This is a genomic window from Sorangium sp. So ce726 (assembly GCF_051521405.1).
In the GTDB taxonomy this organism is placed as follows: domain Bacteria; phylum Myxococcota_A; class Polyangia; order Polyangiales; family Polyangiaceae; genus Sorangium.
Window position 1 is genome coordinate 1,211,227 of record NZ_CP150349.1, and the last position, 22,503, is coordinate 1,233,729.

At 69.6% G+C, this 22,503-nt stretch carries 17 protein-coding genes; 8 read left to right on the forward strand and 9 right to left on the reverse strand.

Annotated elements, in window-relative coordinates:
* Positions 1–8: 8 nt before the first annotated feature.
* The 3 genes from WME79_RS04460 to WME79_RS04470 all read right to left on the reverse strand — a co-directional run bounded on the left by WME79_RS04460 (position 9) and on the right by WME79_RS04470 (position 4,014).
* Entirely contained in the window at positions 9–770 is a 762-nt protein-coding gene (locus WME79_RS04460) for a YdcF family protein (RefSeq protein WP_437532326.1), read from the reverse strand.
* Between the two features lie 167 nt (positions 771–937).
* Complete coding sequence (locus WME79_RS04465; protein WP_437532329.1) at positions 938–2,008, reverse strand: MYXO-CTERM sorting domain-containing protein; 1,071 nt, start codon at positions 2,006–2,008, stop codon at positions 938–940.
* 869 nt (positions 2,009–2,877) lie between these two features.
* Entirely contained in the window at positions 2,878–4,014 is a 1,137-nt protein-coding gene (locus tag WME79_RS04470; RefSeq protein ID WP_437532331.1) for a PQQ-dependent sugar dehydrogenase, read from the reverse strand.
* A 52-nt stretch (positions 4,015–4,066) separates the two neighbouring features.
* Between WME79_RS04470 and WME79_RS04475 the strand changes: the two genes are divergently transcribed.
* From WME79_RS04475 to WME79_RS04490, 4 genes are all read left to right on the forward strand, one after another.
* Entirely contained in the window at positions 4,067–4,339 is a 273-nt protein-coding gene (locus WME79_RS04475; protein ID WP_437532334.1) for a hypothetical protein, read from the forward strand.
* Positions 4,340–4,569: 230 nt separating this feature from the next.
* Positions 4,570–5,196, forward strand: coding sequence for an EboA domain-containing protein (locus WME79_RS04480; protein WP_437532336.1), 627 nt, complete (start codon positions 4,570–4,572; stop codon positions 5,194–5,196).
* A 23-nt stretch (positions 5,197–5,219) separates the two neighbouring features.
* Entirely contained in the window at positions 5,220–6,104 is an 885-nt protein-coding gene (locus WME79_RS04485) for a TatD family hydrolase (RefSeq protein ID WP_437532339.1), read from the forward strand.
* 12 nt (positions 6,105–6,116) lie between these two features.
* Positions 6,117–7,490 (forward strand): alkaline phosphatase family protein, encoded by a 1,374-nt coding sequence (locus WME79_RS04490; RefSeq protein ID WP_437532342.1) that lies wholly within the window; start codon positions 6,117–6,119, stop codon positions 7,488–7,490.
* A 2-nt stretch (positions 7,491–7,492) separates the two neighbouring features.
* Here the strand turns inward: WME79_RS04490 and WME79_RS04495 are convergent, their stop codons facing one another.
* From WME79_RS04495 to WME79_RS04505, 3 genes are read right to left on the reverse strand one after another with little or no spacing between them, the layout of a single operon-like run.
* The gene (locus tag WME79_RS04495; protein ID WP_437532345.1) at positions 7,493–8,374 is read right to left on the reverse strand and encodes a UbiA family prenyltransferase; all 882 of its coding nucleotides are present in this window, start codon (positions 8,372–8,374) and stop codon (positions 7,493–7,495) included.
* The gene (eboE, locus tag WME79_RS04500) at positions 8,371–9,840 is read right to left on the reverse strand and encodes a metabolite traffic protein EboE (RefSeq protein WP_437532348.1); all 1,470 of its coding nucleotides are present in this window, start codon (positions 9,838–9,840) and stop codon (positions 8,371–8,373) included. Before eboE ends, WME79_RS04495 begins: the two co-directional genes overlap by 4 nt.
* Entirely contained in the window at positions 9,837–11,138 is a 1,302-nt protein-coding gene (locus tag WME79_RS04505) for a 3-dehydroquinate synthase (RefSeq protein WP_437532351.1), read from the reverse strand. The genes eboE and WME79_RS04505 overlap by 4 nt, the downstream gene beginning before the upstream one ends.
* A 273-nt stretch (positions 11,139–11,411) precedes the next feature.
* Between WME79_RS04505 and WME79_RS04510 the strand changes: the two genes are divergently transcribed.
* The 4 genes from WME79_RS04510 (at position 11,412) to WME79_RS04525 (ending at position 17,269) form a co-directional block, all read left to right on the forward strand.
* A complete protein-coding gene (locus WME79_RS04510; RefSeq protein ID WP_437532354.1) occupies positions 11,412–12,023 on the forward strand; it encodes a polysaccharide biosynthesis/export family protein in 612 nt (203 codons plus the stop codon).
* 2 nt (positions 12,024–12,025) lie between these two features.
* Entirely contained in the window at positions 12,026–13,507 is a 1,482-nt protein-coding gene (locus WME79_RS04515; RefSeq protein ID WP_437532356.1) for an oligosaccharide flippase family protein, read from the forward strand.
* A 269-nt stretch (positions 13,508–13,776) separates the two neighbouring features.
* Positions 13,777–15,111 (forward strand): nucleotide sugar dehydrogenase, encoded by a 1,335-nt coding sequence (locus tag WME79_RS04520; RefSeq protein ID WP_437532359.1) that lies wholly within the window; start codon positions 13,777–13,779, stop codon positions 15,109–15,111.
* A gap of 463 nt (positions 15,112–15,574) precedes the next feature.
* Positions 15,575–17,269 carry a SpoIIE family protein phosphatase gene (locus WME79_RS04525; protein ID WP_044963983.1) on the forward strand — a complete coding sequence of 565 codons (1,695 nt, stop codon included), beginning with the start codon at positions 15,575–15,577 and terminating at the stop codon, positions 17,267–17,269.
* A gap of 81 nt (positions 17,270–17,350) precedes the next feature.
* Here WME79_RS04525 and WME79_RS04530 read toward each other — a convergent pair whose 3' ends face one another.
* The 3 genes from WME79_RS04530 to WME79_RS04540 form a co-directional block, all read right to left on the reverse strand.
* Positions 17,351–18,757 carry a hypothetical protein gene (locus tag WME79_RS04530; protein ID WP_437532362.1) on the reverse strand — a complete coding sequence of 469 codons (1,407 nt, stop codon included), beginning with the start codon at positions 18,755–18,757 and terminating at the stop codon, positions 17,351–17,353.
* Positions 18,758–18,845: 88 nt separating this feature from the next.
* On the reverse strand, positions 18,846–20,726 hold the full coding sequence (locus tag WME79_RS04535) for a hypothetical protein (RefSeq protein ID WP_437532365.1): 1,881 nt from the start codon (positions 20,724–20,726) through the stop codon (positions 18,846–18,848).
* On the reverse strand, positions 20,719–22,281 hold the full coding sequence (locus WME79_RS04540) for a GumC family protein (protein WP_437532368.1): 1,563 nt from the start codon (positions 22,279–22,281) through the stop codon (positions 20,719–20,721). Before WME79_RS04540 ends, WME79_RS04535 begins: the two co-directional genes overlap by 8 nt.
* Positions 22,282–22,503 lie beyond the last annotated feature (222 nt).

The window sequence follows — 22,503 nt, forward strand, 5'->3', positions numbered from 1 at the left end:
CGCCGGGGTTACGGCTCCAAGAGACCCACGAGCTCGTGAACGGCGCGCTGCGACCGCCTCAGGGAGAGCGACTCCGGGAGAAGCTTCTCTGGCCCGTCGGGCGGCAGCGACTGGAACCTGACCGGAGCGGGGAGGACGTCGAGCCCTGCGCGCTCGAACATGCGGAGGGAGCGCGGCATGTGGAGCGCGCTGGTCACGACCACGACGGCGTCGGCCGACAGGCCGCGGGCGATCCGCGTGGAGTGGAGGGCGTTCTCTCGGGTATCGCGCGACTCGGTCTCCAGGATGATCTTCTTCCTGGGAACGCCGAGCTCCACGAGCAGATCGGCCATCGCGCTGGCGAGCTCGGTGGGAGCGGTTCTCACGTCCTTCCCCGAGACGATGATGTGGCCGAAGCCGTACTCGCGGTAGACGCGCGCCCCGGCGAGGCCGCGTTCGAGGCCTTCCGCCGACTGCCGTTCCATGGCTGGCTCGCCGAACTCGTCGGCGTCGATGCCGGCGGTGAGGATGACGAGGACCCGCCGCTCGGGTGAGCTTCCGGCGAGCTCCGCGTGCAGGTCCCTCGGCACCGTGCTGATCCGGCGTGCGAGCGCGCTGGAGAGCCAGGGCGTGGAGAGGAGCCACAGCGCGAGCCAAGCGCTCCACGCGAGCGCCCGCCCGATCTTCGCCCCGCGTGTTCGGAAGCTCCAGTCGCCGCCGGAGAGCGCGAGGCCGACGCCCGCGGCGACGAGGAGCACGAGGAGGGGATCGACGAAGCGGGAGATGGGCAAGGCGAGGCTCGCCGTGAGGCGCTGGGTGGGCTCGATCTATGAAGGCGCCGGGGGGGCGATGCGAGCGAAAAAGGGCCCGTCTCCAGGTGAAACGGCGGGACGGCGCCGATCGGGGCTCATCCGCCCGCGGCGATGCGAGCTTGCGGCGGTTCGTGGTGGAGCGAGGCTCAATTCCGCCGGTGTGTGCGCCGGCGCCTGGCTGCGGCGGCGAGGGCGAGCCCCGCGAGGCCCGCGGGGAGCCACCCGTTGGGGGCGTTGCCGGGCATCCGGCAGCCGCAGCCGCCGTCGTCGCTGGAGCGGCTGACGCTGCCGCCGGTCGAGCTGTCGCCGCCGGTGCCGTTGCCGCCGGCGCCGCTGCCGCCGGCGCCGTTGCTGCTGCTGGCGTTGACGGGCGGCTCTCCGAGATCGAGCGGCGTTTCCGCGTCATCGGCCGCGACGAGGATGGGCGGCGCCTCGCCGGTCTCCTCGTAGATGGCCAGGAGGTCGTCTCCCGTGCTGTCCGTGCGGTTCTCGGACTGCAGGAACTCGATGTACTCCTTCGTCATCGACTGGTAGTACACGCGCGCCGAGAGCGTTTGCCTGCCGAAGGCGTCGGCCGGGACGGTGAGCGTGAAGCGCGCCTCGTCGTAGTTGCGGTACCCGTCGTTCCCATCGGTGAAGTCGATCTCCTGGGTCGGCTGGGTGGTCCGCGACGGGACGAAGCCCTTCGGCGGGATGCGCGTGTCGGAGATGATCATGTCGTGGAGCGCGAGGTGCTCCTCTTTCTCACCCACGCCCGCCTCGCTGTTCCATCGCCCGTGCACGGCGCGGTACTCGTGGGTGGGCGGCTCGTGCTGGATCTCCCCGGTATCGGCGTCGTAGCCGCCGAGCAGCGGCCGTTCGACGCCGTTCTCGTCGACGAGGAACACGGCGATCCAGGCGCGCCGGCTCTCCGCATAGCCTGTCGGGAACTTGTGACCGGTGAGGTTCTCGACCCGGACGGTGACGGCGATCTCCTCTCCTGGAGCGGCCTCCTGCGGGGCCTCGACGAGCGTCACCGACGCGGCCGAGGCGAGGCTCTTGAGCGTACCGTCGAGCGCGAGCTGGAAGGAGTCGGCGTACTCCGCGGCGCGCGCCTCGTCGGCCGCCATGACGGCCTGGATGCCCCAGTGGTTGCCGCCGACGAGGAGGTGAGTGCGCGGATCGGTTCGAATCGGTCCGCGATCGCCGACAGGCAACTCGCCGATCCTCCTCTGCATATGACAATCGGCGCAACTTTGAGCGCTCGAGCCGCCATTGCGGAAGTCACTGGAAGCCCACTCCTCGTAGGTCGTGTCGAGCGGAAATTCGATGGTGGTGGGGGTCCCGCTCGCGTCCTTCAGCATGACCTCCGGATTGGTGACCTGATGACATTGGCCACAAAACGCGGATTCGGCGAACGCGGGCGTCCTTTCTCCAGTGTGAGATTCAGAGACGACGTCTTCATATGGACCATACACCATGGGCGTGGCTGTGAATCCAGCAACCTCGGGCGTGACGTCGAACACGAGCTGAGCATTGCCAATGATGTACGCGTCGTCAGCGTCTGGCGTCGTTATCGCGCGATGACAAGCGCTGCAGCTGACCCCCTGGCCATCGACGATCTTGCCATCGACCGACGCCTCGGGGTCGAATCCAGAGCCGTCCGGGGGGGTCGCTCTCCCGTTCAGGAACCCAATGGGAGAGTGGCATCGCAGGCAGAAGGTCCCGACCCCAGGCGCGTCCTGGTTGGCAACCGCAAGAGCGGCTTTGAAGACCGGATCGCGCCATGCGTTGGCCATCATGGTGCCTGCCCACGTGTCGGTGGGCATGTAATCCCGGTGATCCTCGATCTCTGCTCGATGGCAGCCAGCGCAGCGCTCAGCGGTGCCCAGATTGTTCGGCTGTGGCATCTCGTCTGGCCCCGTGCCCAGGAGGTCATCGATTCCAGCTGCTGCCTCGTGGCTCAGCAACCCGAGCGCGAGCGCCCAACCTACCGCCAATCTCCGCGTCTTCTGCATGGCTCGAATCCAGATCTGGTAAGCTGCTCTTCGGAGGTTAGGGACCAACGACGGACGGCCGCGCTGGTCCCTGCGGACCACGGGCCAATCTATTCCGGATCGATCCGGAAGATGCGGCCTCCGTAGGAGACGATGTAGAGCTCGCCCGCTGCGTCTTCACCGAACGAAGCGAGGCCCTGGATGGTGCTCTCAGAAGCGAGGTCCTGGCTGAGCGAGCTCCTCGGCGTGGCGACGCCGTCCTTCCAGGTGAGCATCCAGACTCGGTCCGTTTCAAAGTCGCCGAACAGGTACTTCCCACGAAGCTCCGGGATCCTGCTCCCACGATAGACATAGCCGCCTGTCACTGAGCCATCGCCGTTGTCGTGGTCATATGCCACGACGGGCGGTGTGATCGTCGGCGAGTCGCAACTGGTCGCCTGGTCGTCCTGAAGGCATGTGCCACCCTCGGTGACGCTCCATCCGTAGTTCTTGTTGCCCTGGCCGCGCGGCTCGATGTTGATTTCCTCGAAGAGGCGCCCACCGACGTCTCCGATGTAGAGATCGCCCCTGCAGCGGTCGAAGCTGAAACGCCACGGATTGCGAAATCCATAATCCCACACGTACGGGTCTCCGCCGCGGACATTCCCGTCCGGCGCCGTCGGGTGATTCTCGACGTCTACGCGAAGTATCTTGGCGTACTTCACCTCGATGTTTTGCCCGTTGTTGTCCGGATCCGGGTTGGAGGTGTCCCCGCCGCCGTCGCCGACGCCTATGTAGAGCATCCCATCAGGGCCGAACGCGAGCATCCCGCCATTGTGGTTGCCGACCAACACCGGTATTGAGAAAAACTCGGCTGTTCGCTGCGGGTCAGCTCGGTCCGGATTGCCTGTTGAACGCTTGTACTCTCGGAGGACCAGCGTTCGTGACCTCGTGTTGTAATAAACGAAGAACCTTCCGTTGCTCGCATACTCCGGGTGGAACGCGAGTCCGAGGAGCCCTCGCTCATCCTCATCGTACTCGCTCCCCTGGACGTCCGCGCTGATGTCGAGGAACGGAGCGCTCTGCAGCTCCCCTCCGCTGATGAGGCGGATGGTTCCGCCCTGCTCCACGACGTAGAGCCGGCTGGGGTCCTCGGGCTCGCTCGTCACGAACAAGGGCTGGTCCAGGCCGCTCGCTACCTCCGTGAGGCGGAGCGCCGGTACGGTCCCGCCCGGCTCGTCGCACTCGATGGTCCCGCTCCCTCCCACGCCGGTTCCGCTCGCAGGGCCGGCTCCCGCTCCGCTCGTCGAGCCGGGGCCTGTGCTGGTCGAATTGGTGCCTGCGCTGGTCGAATTGGTGCCTGCGCTGGTCGAATTGGTGCTCGAGCTGGTTCCGCTGCTCGTCGTCGGAGTGCCCGCCGAGGTGCTGCCGCCGCCGGTGCCCGTCGCACCGGGACCGGAGCCTCCCCCGCCGCCTCCTCCTGCTCCCGAGTCGCTGCTGCCGCAGCCATTCAGCATAAGGCCGATCCCGGCGACGGCGGCTGCGATGGGCATGAAAGACAAACGGAAACGCTTCTGGTCTATCATGCAGTAGGACACTATCCGAACAGCGCGCCCCTTGGTATAACTTTCCACCGCTCGGCGACGTCGGCATCTTGCGGCAGGCGCGCTGGATCGGCTGACATGGCTACAATGCAAGACTCTTCCCTACTGCTGGTTGAAATTCTGTCGCGCCGGATTCCGCCGCCGGCGCGTTCCTGGTTGGAGCGCGTCGAGAGGTTGACTGGGACCGGTGCGCGCCTTGGCGGCGCGCTGGATGCACCGGTGAGCGAGGCGTCGACCTGGTTCGATAGCGACCGCTTCCTCGCGACGTTCACTGCGGCGGTACGCGTGCTCGGCAAGGAGCCGCTCGGACTTCACGCCGAGGAGCGGGATGCGCTGGAGGCTGCCGGGGTCGCCGGGGTGGTCGATGGACGAGGGGTGGATGAGCTCGGCCGGGTAACGATGCTCGCGCAGGTTTCGAGGCGCCTTCCCGCACCGGAGCTCGAATTGCTGCTCCGGGTTTGCTACGAGCAGGGAGATGGACGGGAGCGGCAGGCGCTCTTGCGGTCACTGCCGCTCTTGGCCGAGGCGGAGCGCTTCGTTCCGCTGGCGGTCGAGGCGTGCCGTACGAACGAACTGCCCATCTTCGAGGCGATCGCCTGCGAGAATCCTTACCCAGCGGCCTATTTCCCTGATCTCAACTTCAATCAGATGGTCCTCAAGGCCATGTTCATGGGCGTGGCGCTCGCGCGGATCGTCGGGCTCGACCGGCGGCGCTCGAGCGAGCTCGCCAGGATGGCGGAGGACTTCGCGAGTGAACGGAGGGCGGCTGGCCGGAGCGTCCCGGCCGACATCGGCCTGCTCTCCCTGGACCATGAGCGCGAGCGCGCGACGCGGATCCCCGAGTGAAGCGGCGCGATGCGGAGGGACCTTTGAAGCTATTCGATCCTCACATCCACATGACATCGCGGACGACGGACGACTACCAGGCGATGGCCGCGGCCGGTATCGTCGCCGTCCTCGAGCCGGCGTTCTGGCTCGGTCAACCGAGGACCCATGTCGGCACCTTCGAGGACTACTTTACGTCCCTGCTCGGCTGGGAGCGCTTCCGGGCCAGCCAGTTCGGCGTCCGTCACCTCTGCACGCTGGGGCTCAACCCGAAGGAGGCCAACAACCCTCGCGTGGCGCAAGGCGTCATCGATCTCTTGCCTCGCTATCTCGACAAGGAGGGCGTGGTCGCGGTCGGGGAGATCGGCTTCGATGACATGACACCGGAGGAAGAGAAGTATTTTGCCCAGCAGGTCGAGCTCGCCCGAGAGCACGATCTTCCGATTCTGGTTCACACGCCGCACCGCGATAAGAAGCGCGGCACGGAGCGGACGCTCGCCCTGGTGCGGGAGCTTCGATTCCCTGAAGAGCGCGTGCTCGTCGATCACAACAACGAGGAGACGCTGCCGCTCGTGCTCGCGACCGGCTGCTGGGCCGGTCACTCCATCTACCCAAACACCAAGATGGACGAGGAACGGATGGTCGCGCTGGTCAAGACGTACGGCGCCGAGCGGATCCTGATCAACAGCGCGGCGGACTGGGGCGTGAGCGATCCGCTCAAGGTCCCGAAGACGGCCGCGCGGATGCGCGAGAACGGGATCTCGGATGAGGCGATCGAGCGGATCGTCTGGAAGAACCCTCTGGCCTTCTTCTCCCAGAGCGGCCGTCTCGACCTCGCGGAGTTCGGCGAGGCGCCGGCGGTGGATCAGCGCGCCCTGTTCGAGGGGAACTCGGTCCTGCGCGGGCAGGCCCCCGTCGTGAAGGGCTGATCGAGCGCAAATATGCACCGCACCGTCGTCCTCAATGTCGTCGGGCTCACCGGCGAGCTCCTCGGCGACGCCACGCCGAACCTGAAGCGGCTCGCCGGGGAAGGGGCGGTGCGCCCTCTCCAGACCGTGCTGCCAGCGGTCACCTGCACGGTCCAATCGACCTTCACGACAGGGCTCCTCCCGAGCGGGCACGGCTGTGTCGCGAACGGCTGGTACTTCCGCGACATCGCCGAGGTGAACCTGTGGCGTCAGGCGAACCAGCTCGTGACGGGGGAGAAGATCTGGGAGGCCGCGCGCCGGCGTGACCCGGCGTTCACCTGCGCCAAGCTGTTCTGGTGGTACAACATGTACAGCTCGGCGGATTACGCGGTGACGCCAAGGCCGATCTACTGGGCGGACGGGCTCAAGCTGCCGGATATCTACACCGAGCCGGCGTCATTGCACGATGAGCTCGTCTCCCGGCTAGGTGAGTTCCCGCTCTTCAATTTCTGGGGGCCGAACGCGGATATCCGATCAACGGAATGGATCGCTCGGTGCGCGCGCCACGTGTACGACACACAGCGACCGACGTTGACTTTGGTTTACCTTCCGCACCTCGATTACAACCTGCAGCGGCTAGGGCCGGAGCATCCGGCGATCAAGGGCGATCTCCGCGCCGTGGACGCCGTGTGCGGCGAGCTCATCGACCATGTGCGCAAGGATGGGACGCGGGTGATCGTCCTGTCCGAGTACGGCATCACGCGCGTGTCCGGCGTGGTGCACATCAACCGCGCGCTTCGAGAGCATGGCCTTCTGCGGGTCCGGATCGAGCGTGGACTTGAGAAGCTCGATGCCGGTGCGTCCGAGGCGTTCGCGGTGGCGGATCATCAGGTGGCGCATGTCTACGTGCGTCGCCCGGAGCGCATTCAAGAGGTGAAGGAGCTCCTGGAGAGGCTCCCCGGAGTAGACGTCGTCCTTGACGCGGAGGGCAAGCGCTCCGTCGGGCTCGATCATGCACGATCGGGAGAGCTCGTCGCGATCTCGCGAGAGGATCGGTGGTTTAGCTACTACTACTGGCTCGATGACGAGAGGGCTCCAGAGTTTGCCAGGACCGTCGATATTCACCGCAAGCCGGGGTACGATCCTGTGGAGCTGTTCGCCGACCCCAAGCTACGAATCCTGCCAGTGCATGTCGCCTGGAAGCTGGTCAAGAAGAAGCTTGGTTTTCGATACCTCATGGACGTGATCCCGCTTGATGCTGGGTTGGTCAATGGATCGCACGGCCGGCTGACGGAGCGCCCAGAGCAAGGGCCGCTTGTGCTCTCTAGCTGTGCGTCGCTTCTACCAGGCGAACGGGTTCGTGCCGAGGACGTTCGTGGAATCGTGATGAATCACGTCTTTGGCTGACGTCACGTCCCCCTCACCACCCGCTGCATCGCCAGCGTCAGCGGGAATCCCATCATCGCCAGCGCCGCCGCGCCGCCGGCGCCCGGCGCTCCGCTCCTCGCGATGAGCACCGCGTCCAGCAGCGATATGCCTGCGATGAGCGTCACCACGGCGCGCGGGATCCGGTCCTTTCGCGTCCCCCGCAGCAACCTTATCGCGTGGATCACGCAGCCAACGAGCGCCCCGTACGCGATCGTCCCCATCATCCCGGTGAGCGGCGCGCCGAGCGTCGCCAGGAACGGGATCGCCATGAAGCCGAGCGCCCACAGGCTGCGGACCGCCAGCAGGTTCTCCTGCTTCGCGATCGCGGTCAGCCCGATCAGATAGAACAGCAGCGCCACCCCGCCGCCGATCACCGCGCTCCCGAGCTGCCCTCCCGCCGCGAGCGCCGCCGTCACATAGACCAGCACACGGCACGTCCCCATCAGCGCCGGGCTCAGCGGGTTCCCCTTGTGCCAGGCATCGTAAAGCACGATCGCCCCGGCGAGCAGCGCGCTCGCCAGGGCGGGCGCCATCCCCCGGTTCGCCACATGGGCGTGGCCGCCCACGATCAGCACCCCCGCCCCGAGCAGGCCGTAGCCGACCGCGAACACCTCCCGGGCGCTCACCAGCCCGGACGGGATCGGCCGCTCAGGCCGCTCGCGCGCGTCGATCTCCCGGTCGAATGCGTCGTTCAGGAACATGCCGCCCACGTACATCAGCGACACCGCGAACCCCACCAGCGCCACCTCGGGCGCCCGCAGCCCGGACCCCGATAGCGCCATGCCACAGAGCACGTTCGTCCACACCGTGGGCAGGTTCGAGACGCGGCCGAGCCGCAGATACACCCGTGCACGCGAGCTCATCGCCCTGCCTCCGCTCCGCTGCCCGCTCGCCCACTGGAGCTCGCGCCGACTTCGCTGTCCGCTCGGCCACCGGAGCTCGCGCTGACTTCTCGGCCACCGCCGACTCCACCGCTCCCGCCGACGCCTCTGCCGTCGCCCCCGTTACCCACCATCCGCTCCTCCACCCAGCGGAGCTCCCTTGCCACCGCCTCGACCAGCCCGCCGCGGCGCTGGTCCTCCGGCAGTACATCCCAGGTGTAGGTCTCTACCTCGAGGTGCTGCGTTGCAGGCGAGTCTCGCAGGTGCGACAGCAGCGCGGCCAGCTCCGGCTGCGTCGTCGCGAGCGCGCCCTCGAGCTCCCGGAAGATCGGCACATGGAAGTGGACTCGCCACTCCTCCGGCTGCGCTCCGGTCGGCGCCGCCTTCCCGCCCTCGAGCGACGCCAGCGCCTCGGGCAGATCCAGGTAGCGAACCAGCTCGCCCCCGCCTGTGCCTCCGCGCCGCTCGACCACCTGGTGCAGGTAGACGACGTCCTCCGCATAGGCGCGCAGCCTCGCCATCGTCGCCGGCTCGCGCTCCGCCACGCGCGCGCGCAGCCCGGCGCTGAGCTGCACCTTGTGCACGCTGATGCCCGCCGCGCGGAGCGCCGCGAGCGACGCGGGGGCGTCCTCGAACTCCACCGCCATGTGGCACGCGTCGAAGCAGAGGCCGAGGTGGCTCCGGAGCGCCGCCTCGGCGTCCGGCAGGCTCATCCCGGCCAGCGCCGACAGCTCGCGCGCGCGCTCCGGCGCGAACACGTGATCGGTGAAGAAGCCGATCGCCTCGGGCGTCGTCTCGAGGAAGCAGCACGGCTCCGGCTCGAGGGCCAGCGCGATGTGCTTGCCCGTGCGGCGGCGGATCTCGACGAGGTGCGCCGCGTGCTCGACCAGCCGCCGCGCCATCGCCGCCGCGTCGCCCGGCGTGCGCACCCGCGGCCTGAACGCGCCGGGCACCGTGCTGACGCTGCCCATCAGGCCCTCGTCCGCCGGCAGCAGCTCGGCGAGGAGCGTCGCCAGGAGATTGCTGTACGCGAGCCGCTCGTCGTCGAGCCAGTCGGGCAGGTACACGCGCTCCTTCACCGGCGCGCCGTGGAACCGGCCGTAGGGAAAGCCGTTCAGCGTGAACACGTAGAGGCCGTTCCGCTCGAGAAAATCACGGAACGCGTCGAGCTCCGCCGGCTCGGCGAGCTCCGCCGCCGCCCTCGCCGAGAGCCGCAGCCCCACCCCGCACCGGCGGCGCGCGCTCGGCCCGAGGCCCTCCGCCCCTCTGCGGCCGCCGCCGCTTCCGTCGCCTCCTCCGCGCTGCTCCCCTTCCTCCCCGCCGGCCGCGCGCGACCAGATCGCGAGCAGGTGCGTCTCGAGGCTCTGCTTCACCTCCGACCACGTCTCGCCCGCGTGGATGTTCGTGCAGTACGTGAGGTGCGGCGCGCCCGCGCACGCGAGCCTCATGATTGCGCCGCTCCCGTGACCGCGCCCGCCGCTGCCGTGGCCACGCCTGCCGCTCCGGTGGCCGCGCCCGCCGCTGTGGTCGCACCGGTCGCCGCGAGCGCGCCCCGCCTCCCGGCGCGCTCGCGCAGCCGCGCGATCGCCGCGACGATGTGCCGCTCCTCCATCGCGTGCACCTCGCGGGCGCGCCCCACGTCCTCGAGCAACGTCACCGTGAGCTCCCCGCCGAGGTGCTCGCGGAACTCGTCCAGCCCATCGAGCACGCAGAGCCGCTCGCCCCGCTCGCCCCGCTCCCCCCTCTCGCACGTGCGCGTCAGCGCGAGCGCGTCGTCCCACAGCGTGAAGCCGAGCGCCTCGAGCGCCGCCACCACCGCGGCCGCCGTCGCCTGGCTGCACAGGCCGGCCAGCTCGGCGTACAGCGTGTCGATCGCGATCCCGATCGCGACCGCCTCGCCGTGGCGGAGCCTGTGCTTCGTGAGCGACTCCAGCTTGTGCGCAGCCCAGTGCCCGAAGTCGAGGGGCCGCGCGCTCCCGAGCTCGAACGGGTCGCCCGCGCTCGCGATGTGGTGGAGGTGGATCTCCGCCGAGCGGCGCACGAGCTGCGCGAGCGGCGCGAGCGACCCCGACGCGAGCGCGGGCGCGTGCTCGGACAGCCACGAGAACAGCCGCGCGTCCCGGATCAGCGCGACCTTCACCGCCTCCGCCATCCCCGCCACCTTGTCGCGCAAGGGCAGCGTCTCCAGGAAGCGCGGATCGATGAGCACCGCGAACGGCGGGGCGAACGTGCCGAGCAGGTTCTTCTTCCCGAACGCGTTGACGCCGTTCTTCACGCCGACGCCGGAATCGGCCTGCGCGAGCACCGTGGTCGGGATCCGCACGACCCGGACGCCTCGGTGCACCGTCGCCGCCGCGTAGCCGACCATGTCGAGCACCGCGCCGCCTCCGACGATCATCACGAACGACTGCCGATCCATCCCCAGCGCGTCGAGCCTCGCCTGCAGCGCCGCCGTCGCCGCGCCGTCGTTCTTCGCCGCCTCGCCGCCGGGCACCACGATCGGCTCGGCCGCGAGCGTGAGCAGGTCCGGTCGCGCGCCCACGTACCGCGCGATGTCGTCCGCCAGAGACGGCCACGCCGCCGCGACGCCGCCGTCGATCACAGGCAGCACGCGGTGACGCCGGCGCGGCTCCTTCGCGGCGATGGCGGCCGCTAGATCGGCGTTGCTCGGCGAAAAGACGCCCTCCGTGAAGTAGACGGGGTACTCGAAGGGGACCGCGATCCGTTGCAGATGAAGCAGCATCAAAGCCGACTTTCGAGAGAGGTCATCGGCCCGTCAAGTTGGTTCCTCGCGAGGATCCCGCGCTTTGCCGCGGTACGAAAACTTCCCCTTGGCGGCGGACGGCCTTCCTGCAATGCTGGCGCCGCTCGGTGAATCGCGCCGCCGTATGGCCGAGTTCACCTCATGGTCCCGTGATCGCCCCGTGATCGCCGCGTGATCGCAACCCCGTACCGCCTGACATCCTCCTCAATGCAGACGCCCATGGAAGGCACAACCCGTCCCACGAAACGGTCCTTCATGCGAGGAGTGCTTCTGACGGTAGCGGCAGGGCTCGCCCTCGCCGCGTTCTCCGCCGGGTGCGCGCCCACGTACGTCTACAATCCGGCGAACTACGCGAAGGAGTACGACCCGCGTAAGCACGAATACACGATCGGGGTAGGGGACCAGATCCGGATCAACGTCTGGCGCATGGCCGACCTGTCGAGCGAGGCGCTCGTCCGGGCCGATGGCGTCATCACGATGCCGCTCATCGGCGACGTCTACGTGGCCGGCAGGACCCCGACCCAGGTGCGCGAGGAGCTGAAGAAGCGGCTCGCCGAGTTCGTGAAGGACGAGACGGCCGTCATCACCGTCGCCGTGACCGGGATCAACAGCTACCGGTTCGTGGTCAGCGGCAACGTCGCGCGCGCCGGCATCTTCACCTCCAACTACTTCGTCTCCGTCTCCGAGGCGCTCGCGCTCGCCGGCGGTCCAAACCAGTTCGCCTCGACGGATCAGATCCTGCTCATCCGCATGGATAGCCCGGGCAAATTCCGGCACATCCCCATCAACTACGACGAAATCGCCTCGCGCAAGCGGCCCGAGCAGGACCTCGTGCTCAAGGCCGGCGATACCGTCTTCGTGCCCTGATCGTGGCCGGCTCCTCCGCGCTCGCACGAAAGGCCGTCCTCGGCGCGGTCTGGACGATCGCGACCGGGCTCGGCTCGCGCGTGCTCGGCCTGATAGGCACGCTCGTGCTCACCCGGTTCATCGCGCCGGATGTGTACGGCGAGGTCTCGGCTGCGTCCGTCGTCATCATGACGGCGCACTTCCTGTCGAGCCTCGGGACCGGCCAGTTCATCGCGTCGAGGCCCAACCTCGACCGCCAGATGGTCTTCAACGCGACCGTCTATTTCCACCTGGCGGGCGTCATCGCCATCGCCGCCGTGTACCTCCTCCGGGAGCCGATCGCGGTGCACCTCGTCGGCGCGCCCGGGATGCTCGAGTTCATGCCGGGGCTCATCGTCGCGATGTTCATCGATCGGCTCTGGTACGTCCCCGATCGCCTGCTCATCCGCGAGATGCGCTTCCGCAGCGTCAGCCTCCGGAACGCCGCCGGCGAGCTCACCTACACCGCGGTGTCCGTCGCCCTCGCCGTGCTCGGCTGGGGGGGGAACGCCATCGTGGTCGCGACGCTCCTGCGCGCCGTCGTGCGCGTGGTGACCACGGTGCCGGCGGTGAAGCTCTCCGAGTGGCTGACGCCGAGCCCGCTGTCGCGCGAGAAGGCGCGCGAGCTGTTCGCCTTCGGTATCCCGCTGAACTTCGGGTCGCTGGCGAACTTCGGGGCCTCCAAGTGGGACAACCTCGTGATGATCCGGCTCTTCGGGGAGCAGGTCGGCGGGCTCTACAACCTCGCGTGGAACCTCGCCGACATCCCGGCCTCCCAGGTCGGCGAGCGCATCGGTGACGTGCTCGTCCCGTCGTTCGCGAAGCTCGAGCCGGAGCAGCGCAAGGCGGCGCTGGTCCGCGCGCTCACGCTGCTCGCGCTCCTCATCTTCCCGCTCGCCGTGGGCCTCGGCGCGGTCGCCCCGACGATCCTGAACGACACCTTCTTCAACGAGGCATGGGAGCCGGCCGGCCCGCTCCTCGCCGTGCTGTCGGCGCTCGGCGTCACGCGCCCGATCGGCTGGGTCTTGTCCTCGTACATGCAGGTCTACGGCCGGACGCGGACGATCATGGTCCTGGAGTGGCTCAAGGTGGCCGCGATCGTCGGCAGCATCGCGCTGCTCGGAACGATCGGCGGCGTCCTCTGGGCCTGCGCAGGCGTCGGCGTCGCGTTCGGGGTGCACGCCCTGGCGAGCCTCTGGGTGGTGAAGCGCGCCGATGGCGTCCCGTACATGCGGCTGCTGCGCCCGCTGGTCCGCCCGCTCCTCGCGTGCCTGCCCTTGGTCGCTGCGGTGCTCGCCGTCCGCTACGGCATGCGGTCGCTCCACGATCTGCCCCGCGGGTGCCGCCTTGGCGCCGAGGTGGTGGCCGGCGGGCTCGCCTTCGTCGCTTCGGCGCTGGTCATCGCGCGGCAGGCATCACGGGACTTCCTCCAGCTCGCCCGCGAAGCGGTCCGCCGCCGTCGTTAAGGCGTTTCCTGAATGTCACCGACCCGGCGTGACGAGCGAAGCACTCGCAGCGAGCGTTACGAGCGAGGTCAGGGCAACACGCGTAGCAGGCATAACAAGCGTAACAAGCGCATGGACCGCAACGAGGAGCACCTTTCCCCTCCGATCGTTGGGGCCCCACGCGACACTCGAGCGAAATTTGGGGGCCTGTGGTAGCGTCGGGCCCCTCTCTTCGAAACTGGGTCGGGAGCCGCATCGCGGCTCCCCTCCACCACTGGAGATAAAACGAAATGGCAGAGACGCATCCCGCTGCGGTCGAGAGCCTCCTGGCCAAGATCAACTCCCGCGAAGCCCAGGTGGGCATCATCGGCATGGGTTATGTCGGCCTGCCGCTGGCGCTCACGTTCATCGAGAAGGGCTTCCGCGTGCTGGGCTTCGACGTGGACCCCGAGAAGGTCACCGCGCTCGGCGAGGGGAAGAGCTACATCAAGCACCTCGATCCCGCGCGCGTCGCGGCGGCAGCCAAGACGGGCAAGTTCGAGGCGACGGCGGACTTCTCGCGGCTCAACGAGCCCGACGCCATCCTCATCTGCGTCCCCACCCCGCTGACGGCCCAGCGGGAGCCCGACATGAGCTACGTCGTCGGCTCGGCCCAGAAGATCAAGGAGCGGCTGCGGAAGGGCCAGCTCGTCGTGCTCGAGTCCACCACGTACCCGGGCACGACCGATGAGCTCGTCAAGGGCATCCTCGAGCAGTCGGGCCTGCGCATGGGCCAGGATTTCTACCTCGCCTTCTCGCCTGAGCGCGAGGATCCGGGCAACCGCGATCACAGCACCGCGACCATCCCGAAGGTCGTCGGCGGCGTCGATCGCGCGTCGCTGGCCCTCTCGGTGGCGCTCTACTCGCAGGCGATCGCGCGCACCGTGTCCGTCTCCTCGGCGCGCGCGGCCGAGGCGGCGAAGCTGACCGAGAACATCTTCCGGGCCATCAACATCGCCCTCGTGAACGAGCTCAAGGTCGTCTACGACGCCATGGGCATCGACGTCTGGGAGGTGCTCGACGCCGCGTCGACCAAGCCGTTCGGCTTCATGCGGTTCAACCCGGGCCCAGGCTGGGGCGGCCACTGCATCCCGCTCGACCCGTTCTACCTCGCGTGGAAGGCGCGCGAGTACGGCGTGTCCACCAAGTTCATCGAGCTCGCCGGCGAGGTGAACGTCGAGATGCCGCACTACGTCGTCAACAAGCTCCAGCTCGCGCTGAACGAGCGCGGCAAGGCGCTGAAGGGCACGAAGGTCCTGCTCCTCGGCGTCGCCTACAAGAAGGACATCGACGACCCGCGCGAGAGCCCCGCGTTCGAGATCATCGAGCTCCTGCGCAGGCTCGGGGCCGTGCTGAGCTTCCATGACCCGCACGTGCCCAAGCTGCCGCGCATGCGCACCTGGCCGCATCTGCCGGAGCTCTCGTCCATCCCCCTCAACGAGGACACGCTCAAGAGCCACGACGCGGTCATGTTGGTCACCGACCACTCCGTGGTCGACTACGATCTGGTGCTGAACCACGCCGCCCTGATCGTCGACGCCCGCGGCGTCTACCGCGCGGCGAACCCCAAGGTAGTCAAGGCCTGACGGAGGGCGCCCCGAGCGGCGCGGGCAGGCGTCGCTTGCCAGCGCGGCGGTCCTGGTGACCAGGCATCCAGCGGCGGCGTCCTTGCGGCGCCGACGCTGGCCCGGTGGCGTGTCGCTCAATTCCCGCGCTGTGGGCGGCGCGCCGCGGGCATCGCCGTGGCGCCCACGCCACGGTGGCGCTTCTGGGTGACTCTCGGCTACCGCGGGGGCTCCGCGTGTCCTCGCGACCTCGTAGCCGCGTCACCTTGTATCCGCGTATCCTCGTCACCACGTATCCTCGTGACCCGGTAACCCCGCAGCGCCGTAACCCGGTAACCCCGTAACCCCGTAACCCCGTAACCGATGCAGCTCTTGCCGAGCTCGCGAAATCGCGAGCATCCCCTTGATGTCAGGGCGCCGGTTCGGTACCCATCAAAGACGGTCCATGTCCACGCCGCCGCCCATGGTCGGGCCAGGTCGAACGATGTCGCCTGCAGATGACAGCCTGGGCCCTGCGCCATCGAGCTCGGATTGGAAGGGCCACCTGGAGATCCGGCTCGGCGATCTCCCGGGGACGCGACGGCCGCTGACGGAGTCTCACATCGTCATCGGCAGGGCGCCGGGCGTGCAGCTCACGCTCGACCACTACACGGTCTCCCGGCGCCACGCGGAGCTCTTCTGCGATCCGTTCGGCCGGTGGTGGATCCGCGACCTTGGCAGCACCAACGGAACGCTCGTCAATGACGAGCGGATCAACGAGAAGGTGCTGAAGCCGGGCGATCGCATCGGGATCGGCGACTACATCCTCGAGTTTCAGCTCACGGCGCGGGCCCCTCGCGTGCCGATCGACCCAGGCGGCCTCCATTTCGAGGAGGACAAACCGACCGCGATCCGCAAGCTCGGCGAGCTTGACCCGCCGCGGATCGCCGCGAAGCACCTGTTCACGTTGATGGACCTATCGCGGCGGCTCCTCAGCATCGAGGACGCCACGGATCGGTTCGACGCGCTCTGCCAGCTGATGGTCCGCGAGGACTTTCACGGCAGCATGGCGCTCGCGCTGCGCCTCCGGCAGAACGGCGCGCTGACGATCCTGTCCGGGCCGCACCGCCCGTTCCAGTCGCTCCGGCGCGAGGACTCCGTCGCCCCGCCGTACATCTCGCGCCGCGTGCTCGCGGCGGTGCAGGACACGCGCGAGCCGGTGCTCGCCGGCAACCTGGTGAGCGACAGCGCCACGGTCGAGCTCACGATGTCGCGCGACGTCATGGCCCTCTGGGTCGTGGCCTGTCCGCTGCGCGTCGAGGAGCAGATGATGAACCTGCTCTACGTGACCCTGCCGCCCGACTTCGGCAGCGTCGAGTGGCTCGGGCTCATCGCGCTCGCGGCGGAGGTCTACCAGCAGGCCGAGTCGGCCTGGGAGGCGCGGCGCCACGCGCAGGCGCACGCGGCGATCGAGCGCGAGCTCGAGATGGCGCACCAGATCCAGCGGACCTTCGTCCCGAAGCGGCTGGAGTTCAAGGCGCTGGACGTGGCGCTCGGCTTCGAGCCGTGCCGGTGGGTCGGGGGCGACTACGTGGACATCGTCCCGATGCCGGACGGCCGCCTCATGCTCGCCGTCGCGGATGTTTGCGGCAAGGGGCTCCAGGCCGCGCTCATCGGCTCGAGCGTCCACACGATGGTGCGCGCGACGGTCGACGCTGGCCGTGGGATCACGGGCATGATGGACCGGCTGAACGCCTACCTGTGCGAGTACCTGCCGGAGCACTCGTTCGTCACGATGGTGGCCGTCGCCCTCGACCCCGCGACGGGCCGCATGGAGTGCGTCAACGCAGGGCACCCGCCGGCGCTGGTGGCGACCGCGGAGGGCGGCCTGCGGCACCTCCAGGCGGCCGTCAACCCGGCGCTCGGGGTCGGCCCGGTGCCGATGGAAGCGCACCAGAGCGTTCTCGCGCCGGGCGAGGTGCTCGCGATGTACACCGACGGGCTCACCGAGCTGCGCAACTCGTCGAAGCAGATGCTCGGCCTGCACGCGCTCGGCACGGGCTTCGCCAAGCTCTGCGCCACGAGCGCTGGCCGCCCGGTCGCGTCGATCGCCGACAAGCTCACGCACATGCTCGAGGAATTCCGCGGCGACCAGCTACCCGAGGACGACAGGGCCTTCCTCCTCGCGCGGCGCACCTGAGCGCGCCGCTCTCGGCAGCCCGGCGGAGCCCCTGAGCGCGCCAAGGGCGGGGCTGCGATGGCCGCTGGGGACGCGTCGCGCTCAGCGAGCGGCGTCGCCGGCGCCAGCAGACGCCGGCGCCTCGTCCTCCAGCGGCTCGCTCGGCGTCTGCTGGCGCGGCGTGCCGGAAGGGCCGGCAGATCCGAAGGGCTGGGTCATCAAGATGCGCGAGCCCGGCGCCATCTGCCGCGGGAACGCGCCCGATACGGACAGGAGGAGCGTGTTCCGGACGACGCGCGTGTCGGGGAGCTCCGCCGTTCTCGCCTCGGTGCGCTGGTTCGAGTGCTGGTACCGGAGCGCGAGCGCGAAGTCGGGGATGACGATGACGGGGCTCCAGAGCAGCCCGATGTCGGTGAGCACCGCGAGCGTGGTCGGCCCCGTGTCGAGATCACCCTCCGCGTTCGTCTCGAGAGGCTGAGCGAGCTGCGCGCTGGCCGAGCCCTCGACCGACAGGTGCCAGGCGGGGAGGATGGGCACGGCGGCGCGGAGCGTCAGCATGTGGGAGAGCTGGATCTGCTGCAGGAAGACGTTCGGCGTGGCCGCATAGGTGTACGCGAGCTCGGCAGCGTCGCCCCGCTCGTGCAAGTAGCGCAGCGCCGCGAGCCCGCTCGGGCGCGCGAGCGACCCGGCGCCGCCCGCCAGGTCCGTCGCGACGACCCCGCCGAGGTCGAGCTGGCTCGAGAAGCGACGCCCTAGGTCGTGCTGCCAGCTCGCCACGAGCGTGCTGAGGAGCTGGTCGCGCGACGTGTACGTGTCTTCGGTCGCAGGATCGGTGTCGGTGACCGGAACGTTGTCGAAATGGGTGTAGCCGACCGAGAGCGCGAGGGCCGCGACGTCGTGACGGAAGCTTCGGCCCGCGGTCAGCGTGTTCGCCGCGCTGTACGTGCGCTGCGGGCGATCCTGGAGCGGGTTGTAGACGGCGAACGTCGCCGCCTGCCCCAGCGACCAGACCGGCGAGGGCTGAAACGAGAACCCCTCGTTGAACGACCCCTGCACGAAGTTCGTCGTCCCGCCCGCGGTGCCCTGGACCGTCGTGGTCCCCGGCGTCTGCTCGAGCTGGAACGTGTTGAGCTGGCCTTGCGACCCGGACGCTCCGAGCGTCAGCGAGGTCCTCGGCGACGTGACGAAGCGGCCCGACCACGCGGCCACGTTCGAGTACGAGCTCGCCTCCGAGTGCTGGAAGAAGAGGCTCGTCGAGAACGTGTAGGACAGCGTCTGCGCGGTCCGCGGCGTCGTGTAGGTGAAGATCAGGCCGGGGCTCGCGGTCGCGAGGCCGTCGGCGTCAGGACCGGGCCCGGCCGGGGGCTCGGCCGCGGAGCTCACGTTGTCGGTGACGCCGATCGACCCGGTGAAGACGCCGTGAAGGGTTGCGTCCTGCGCCCCGGCGTCGTGGTGGGTGAGGATCGCGCAGCCGAAGGCCGCGACCGCAATGCCTCGTCCGGAGCGCATGAGGGCTGCAAGGTAACAATGGAGCCGGCGCTCGGCTATGCCTCCCCGACCTTTCGGCGCAAGGAGGCGAACGCCGCGCGCCGGCCGTTCAGGCGTCGAGCAGGACGACACCGAGGATGGGCGCTGGCCGGAGCTGCTCGATGGCCTGGCGGATCGCCTTGCGGGTCGACTTCTTGACCAGCGAGGTCAGGACCACGCCGTCCACCGAGTCGCCGATGACGTTCAGGTCCATGCTGCCGAGCACCGGCGGCGTGTCGATGATGATGTACGAGTAGCCCGCGCGCTTGAGGCTCTCGATCGCGGTCGAGAACGCCACCCCATCGAAGATCGGCGGTCGCTCCGTGCGGGGATCGACTGCCAGGATGTGGACGGGCGTCTGGAGGGCGAGCCTCGCGTCGGGCGACCTGCCGCCCAGCGGGGCGGCGTTCCTGTCCGACGACGACTCGCCGCCGTCGTCGCCGGGCGCCACGGCGGGCGCCGCCTGATCGACGACGACCCAGGGCGCGAACCGGTCGTTGACGTGGCGCTGGAGCTGCTCCGTGAAGCAGCTCGGGGGCTCGAACCGCAGCGCCTTCGCGATGCCGGGCTTGCGGATGTTCGCCTCGACGAGGAGGATCTTCCCGCGGACCGTCTCGCGGAGCGCGAGCGCGAGGTTGATGGCGCACGACGTCTTGCCCTCCCCGGGCCCCGCGCTCGTCACGGCGATGGTGATCCCCGTGCCCGTCGGCAGCTTGCGCCGGAGCGTCCGGTATGCGTCGGCCTGGGGCGAGTAGGGCGCGCGGAGCATCACGATGTTCGGATCCACGGCGTCCGGCATCGGCACGGGGCGCACGGTGATCTCGCCCGGGCTGCGCAGCGACTCCTCCGGGAGCAACCCGGCGTTCTCCGGCGTGGTGGGCAGGGAGCGCAGCTGCTCGATGTGCAGCGACGGCGGCTCCTCGAACGTCGGATCCAGCGACTGCAGCTTCGCGTCCACCGCCTGGTGCGCCGGGGTCGACACCACGCGGTTGAAGATCAGGGAGGGCGGCGAGTTGAACGTGCTGGTGAGCGAGCGCTCGATCGGCCTCTCGGGCGGCGGCGGCTGCTGCTGCTGCTGCGGTGGCTGCTGATGCGGCTGCGGCACCTCGCGCACCGTCACCTCGCGCGTCGCGGGCGGCACCACGCGATCGAAGACGAGCGAAGGAGGCGAGGGGAACGTGCCGCTGAACGATCGCTCGATCGACGGCGCTCCCCCGGGAGGCGCCGCCGCGTCCCGGACCCCCACGTCGCGCGCCGGCGGGGCGATGACCCGGTCGATCGGCACCGGCAGCGCTGGCGAGCTGCCCGGCCTCCCGCCGCTCGACACGAGCCCAGGGCTGCTCAGCGTCGCGCTCAGATCGACGACGCGCGCGACCGCGGGGGATGAGCCTTGCCGCTCCGGGCCGGGCGGCAGCGCCGGCGCGGGCATGCCGAGCACCGTCGCGGTACCCGGATGCGCGGGATGCGCGCGGTGCTCGCCGTGGCTCGCCGCAGGACCCCCGAGGAAGAGCGCCGTCGCTGGCGACGGCCCCCTGAGCGGCTGCTGCGCGCCGGGGTGAGCGCCCGGCGTCTGCGCGGCGCCGAGGCGCAGCCCAATCGCCTGCGGATGCTGCGGCCCCGAAGGGGGCAGATCTTGCCGGATGGTCGGTGAGTCGAACGCGGCGCTCGGGTCGTCCTGGCTGGAGCTCGGGCGCTCCCCCGAGACCACGTCCTCCGCGTCGTTCGCGAGGCGCAGGACGCGGGCGATCATCTCCTCGCGCACGTCCGGATCCGGCGCGATCGAGCGCCAGTTGCCGACCACGTTGCGGAGCCGGCGCGCCTCGATGACGAGGGCGCGGACCCGCGCGGTCTGCTCCGCGCGACTCAGGAAGTCGCAGACCTGATCAAGCGCCCGCTCGAGGGAAGCGACCGGCGGCGGCTTTCCCGGCTCAGCTCCGCCTGTCTCAGCCACGGCGCCCTCGGGGCGCGCGCGCGGCGGCCGGTACGACGACGAGCACCGGAGCGAGCGCCATTCGATCGATATCTTCCATGTCGTAAACCCGATCGTCGAACACGATGCCACGCGCCGCGGCGGCCGCGATGCCGGCCGCAACGGACAAGAACAGCCCGCCGATGGCGACGATCAACCGCGACGGGCTCGACGGCGCGCTCGGCCGGTACGCCGGGTCGAGCACCTCGATCTGCGCCGAGTAGCCGCCCTGCTCCGAGCTCGCGGCGATCTCTGCGCGGAACGACTTGCCCTCGAGGTCGGAGAGGCGCTGCTGCGCCCGCGCCTTCTCGCGGCTGAGCCGGGACCAGTCGGTCTCGGTGTTGATGATCTGCTTCGCCGCCTCGCTCGCGTCGGCCGCGTTGCCCTTCTTCGCGCCCCTGCGCACCGCGATCTCCCGCTCGAGAGCGGCGAGCTGGGACTTGATCTTCGCCTTCTCGGCCTCGTCGGTTGCGGGGACCTCCACCACCGGCTCCGGCGCCGGCGGCAGGACGAGCGCCTGCTCGGCGCGCCGCAGCGCCGCCTCGGCGTTGCTCACGCGGGCCGCCGCCGCCCGGACGTCGGGGTGCTGCTCGGTGAAGCGGGACTGCTTGTCGGCCAGATCCCGCCGCGCGGTGGCGAGCTCCTGCTCGGCCTGATCCCGCTGCCGGGTGAGCGCGGGGGAGGGCACCCCGACGGCGCTCACCGCCGGCTGCTCCGGCTTGCCGGTGAGCCGGCTGCGCAGGCGGGGCACCTGCCGCTCGAGCGCCTCGAGGGTCGGGTCGGTCCCGGTGGCGCGCCGCTCCCGCTCGCGGATGGCGGCGCCGCCCTGCGAGCCGCCGGGTGTGGACTGCTCGGTAGCGAACTCGGGGTGCTCCGCCAGGAACGCCGCGAGCTCGGTCTCGGCCTTCTCGACGTCCTGCTCGGCGCGCTTCAGCTCCGCGTCGAGGAACTCGTTCGTCAGCTTCGCCTGCGACCGGCGCATGCGCGTCGTCTCCTCGACGAGGATGTCCGCGAGCCGCTGCGTCACCTCCTGCGCCTGCTCGCGCGTCTCCCCTTCGGCCGAGATCGCGAAGGTGTCCTGCGAGCGCGCCTTGAAGGTGATCTTGGCGCGGAGCCGATCGACCGCGTCGACCATGCCCCGCTTCTCGAGGACGTCGGGGAAGAGGTTGAACTCCGTCACGACCTTCTCGAGGTTGGAGCGCGCGAGCAGCGTCTCCTTGAGCCGCGCGGAGAGGGTGCGGAGCGGGTCGGGCCCGTCGGGCCCGAGGTACGTCGCCTTGACGCCCTCGCGGTAGAAGATCACGGTCTCGGAGCGGTACGCGGGCTTCCTCGACTGCACGACGAGCACCGTGAACCCGATCCCCGCGATCGCCACCAGCACCGCCACGTACCAGTGCGCCAGCGTCCGGTTGATCATCGCGCTGACGCTGGGCGGCTGCGGACCTGCAGGCCGCGCCGCTGCGTCGGCGGGACTCGCCCCGAGCGCCTCCTGGGGCGGGGTAGGCCCGGAGAGCTGCTGGTTCATCTTCTTGTCCATGGTCCCCGCTCCTCGAAGGTTGCCTTGCTCCGCCCGGTCCGGAGAACGCGCACCCCGGTCTGGCAGGCTGGCTGCCTATGGTAGACGTGCGACGCCCGAGCGCCAGCTTGTTGCACCCGGCTGTGTCTGCCGCGCGCAACCCCACGCCTAACACGCTCCCAGTACGCGCAGCACGTGGAACCAGCGCCGCGGCGACGGAGGGCACCGTCCGGGCGACTCCAG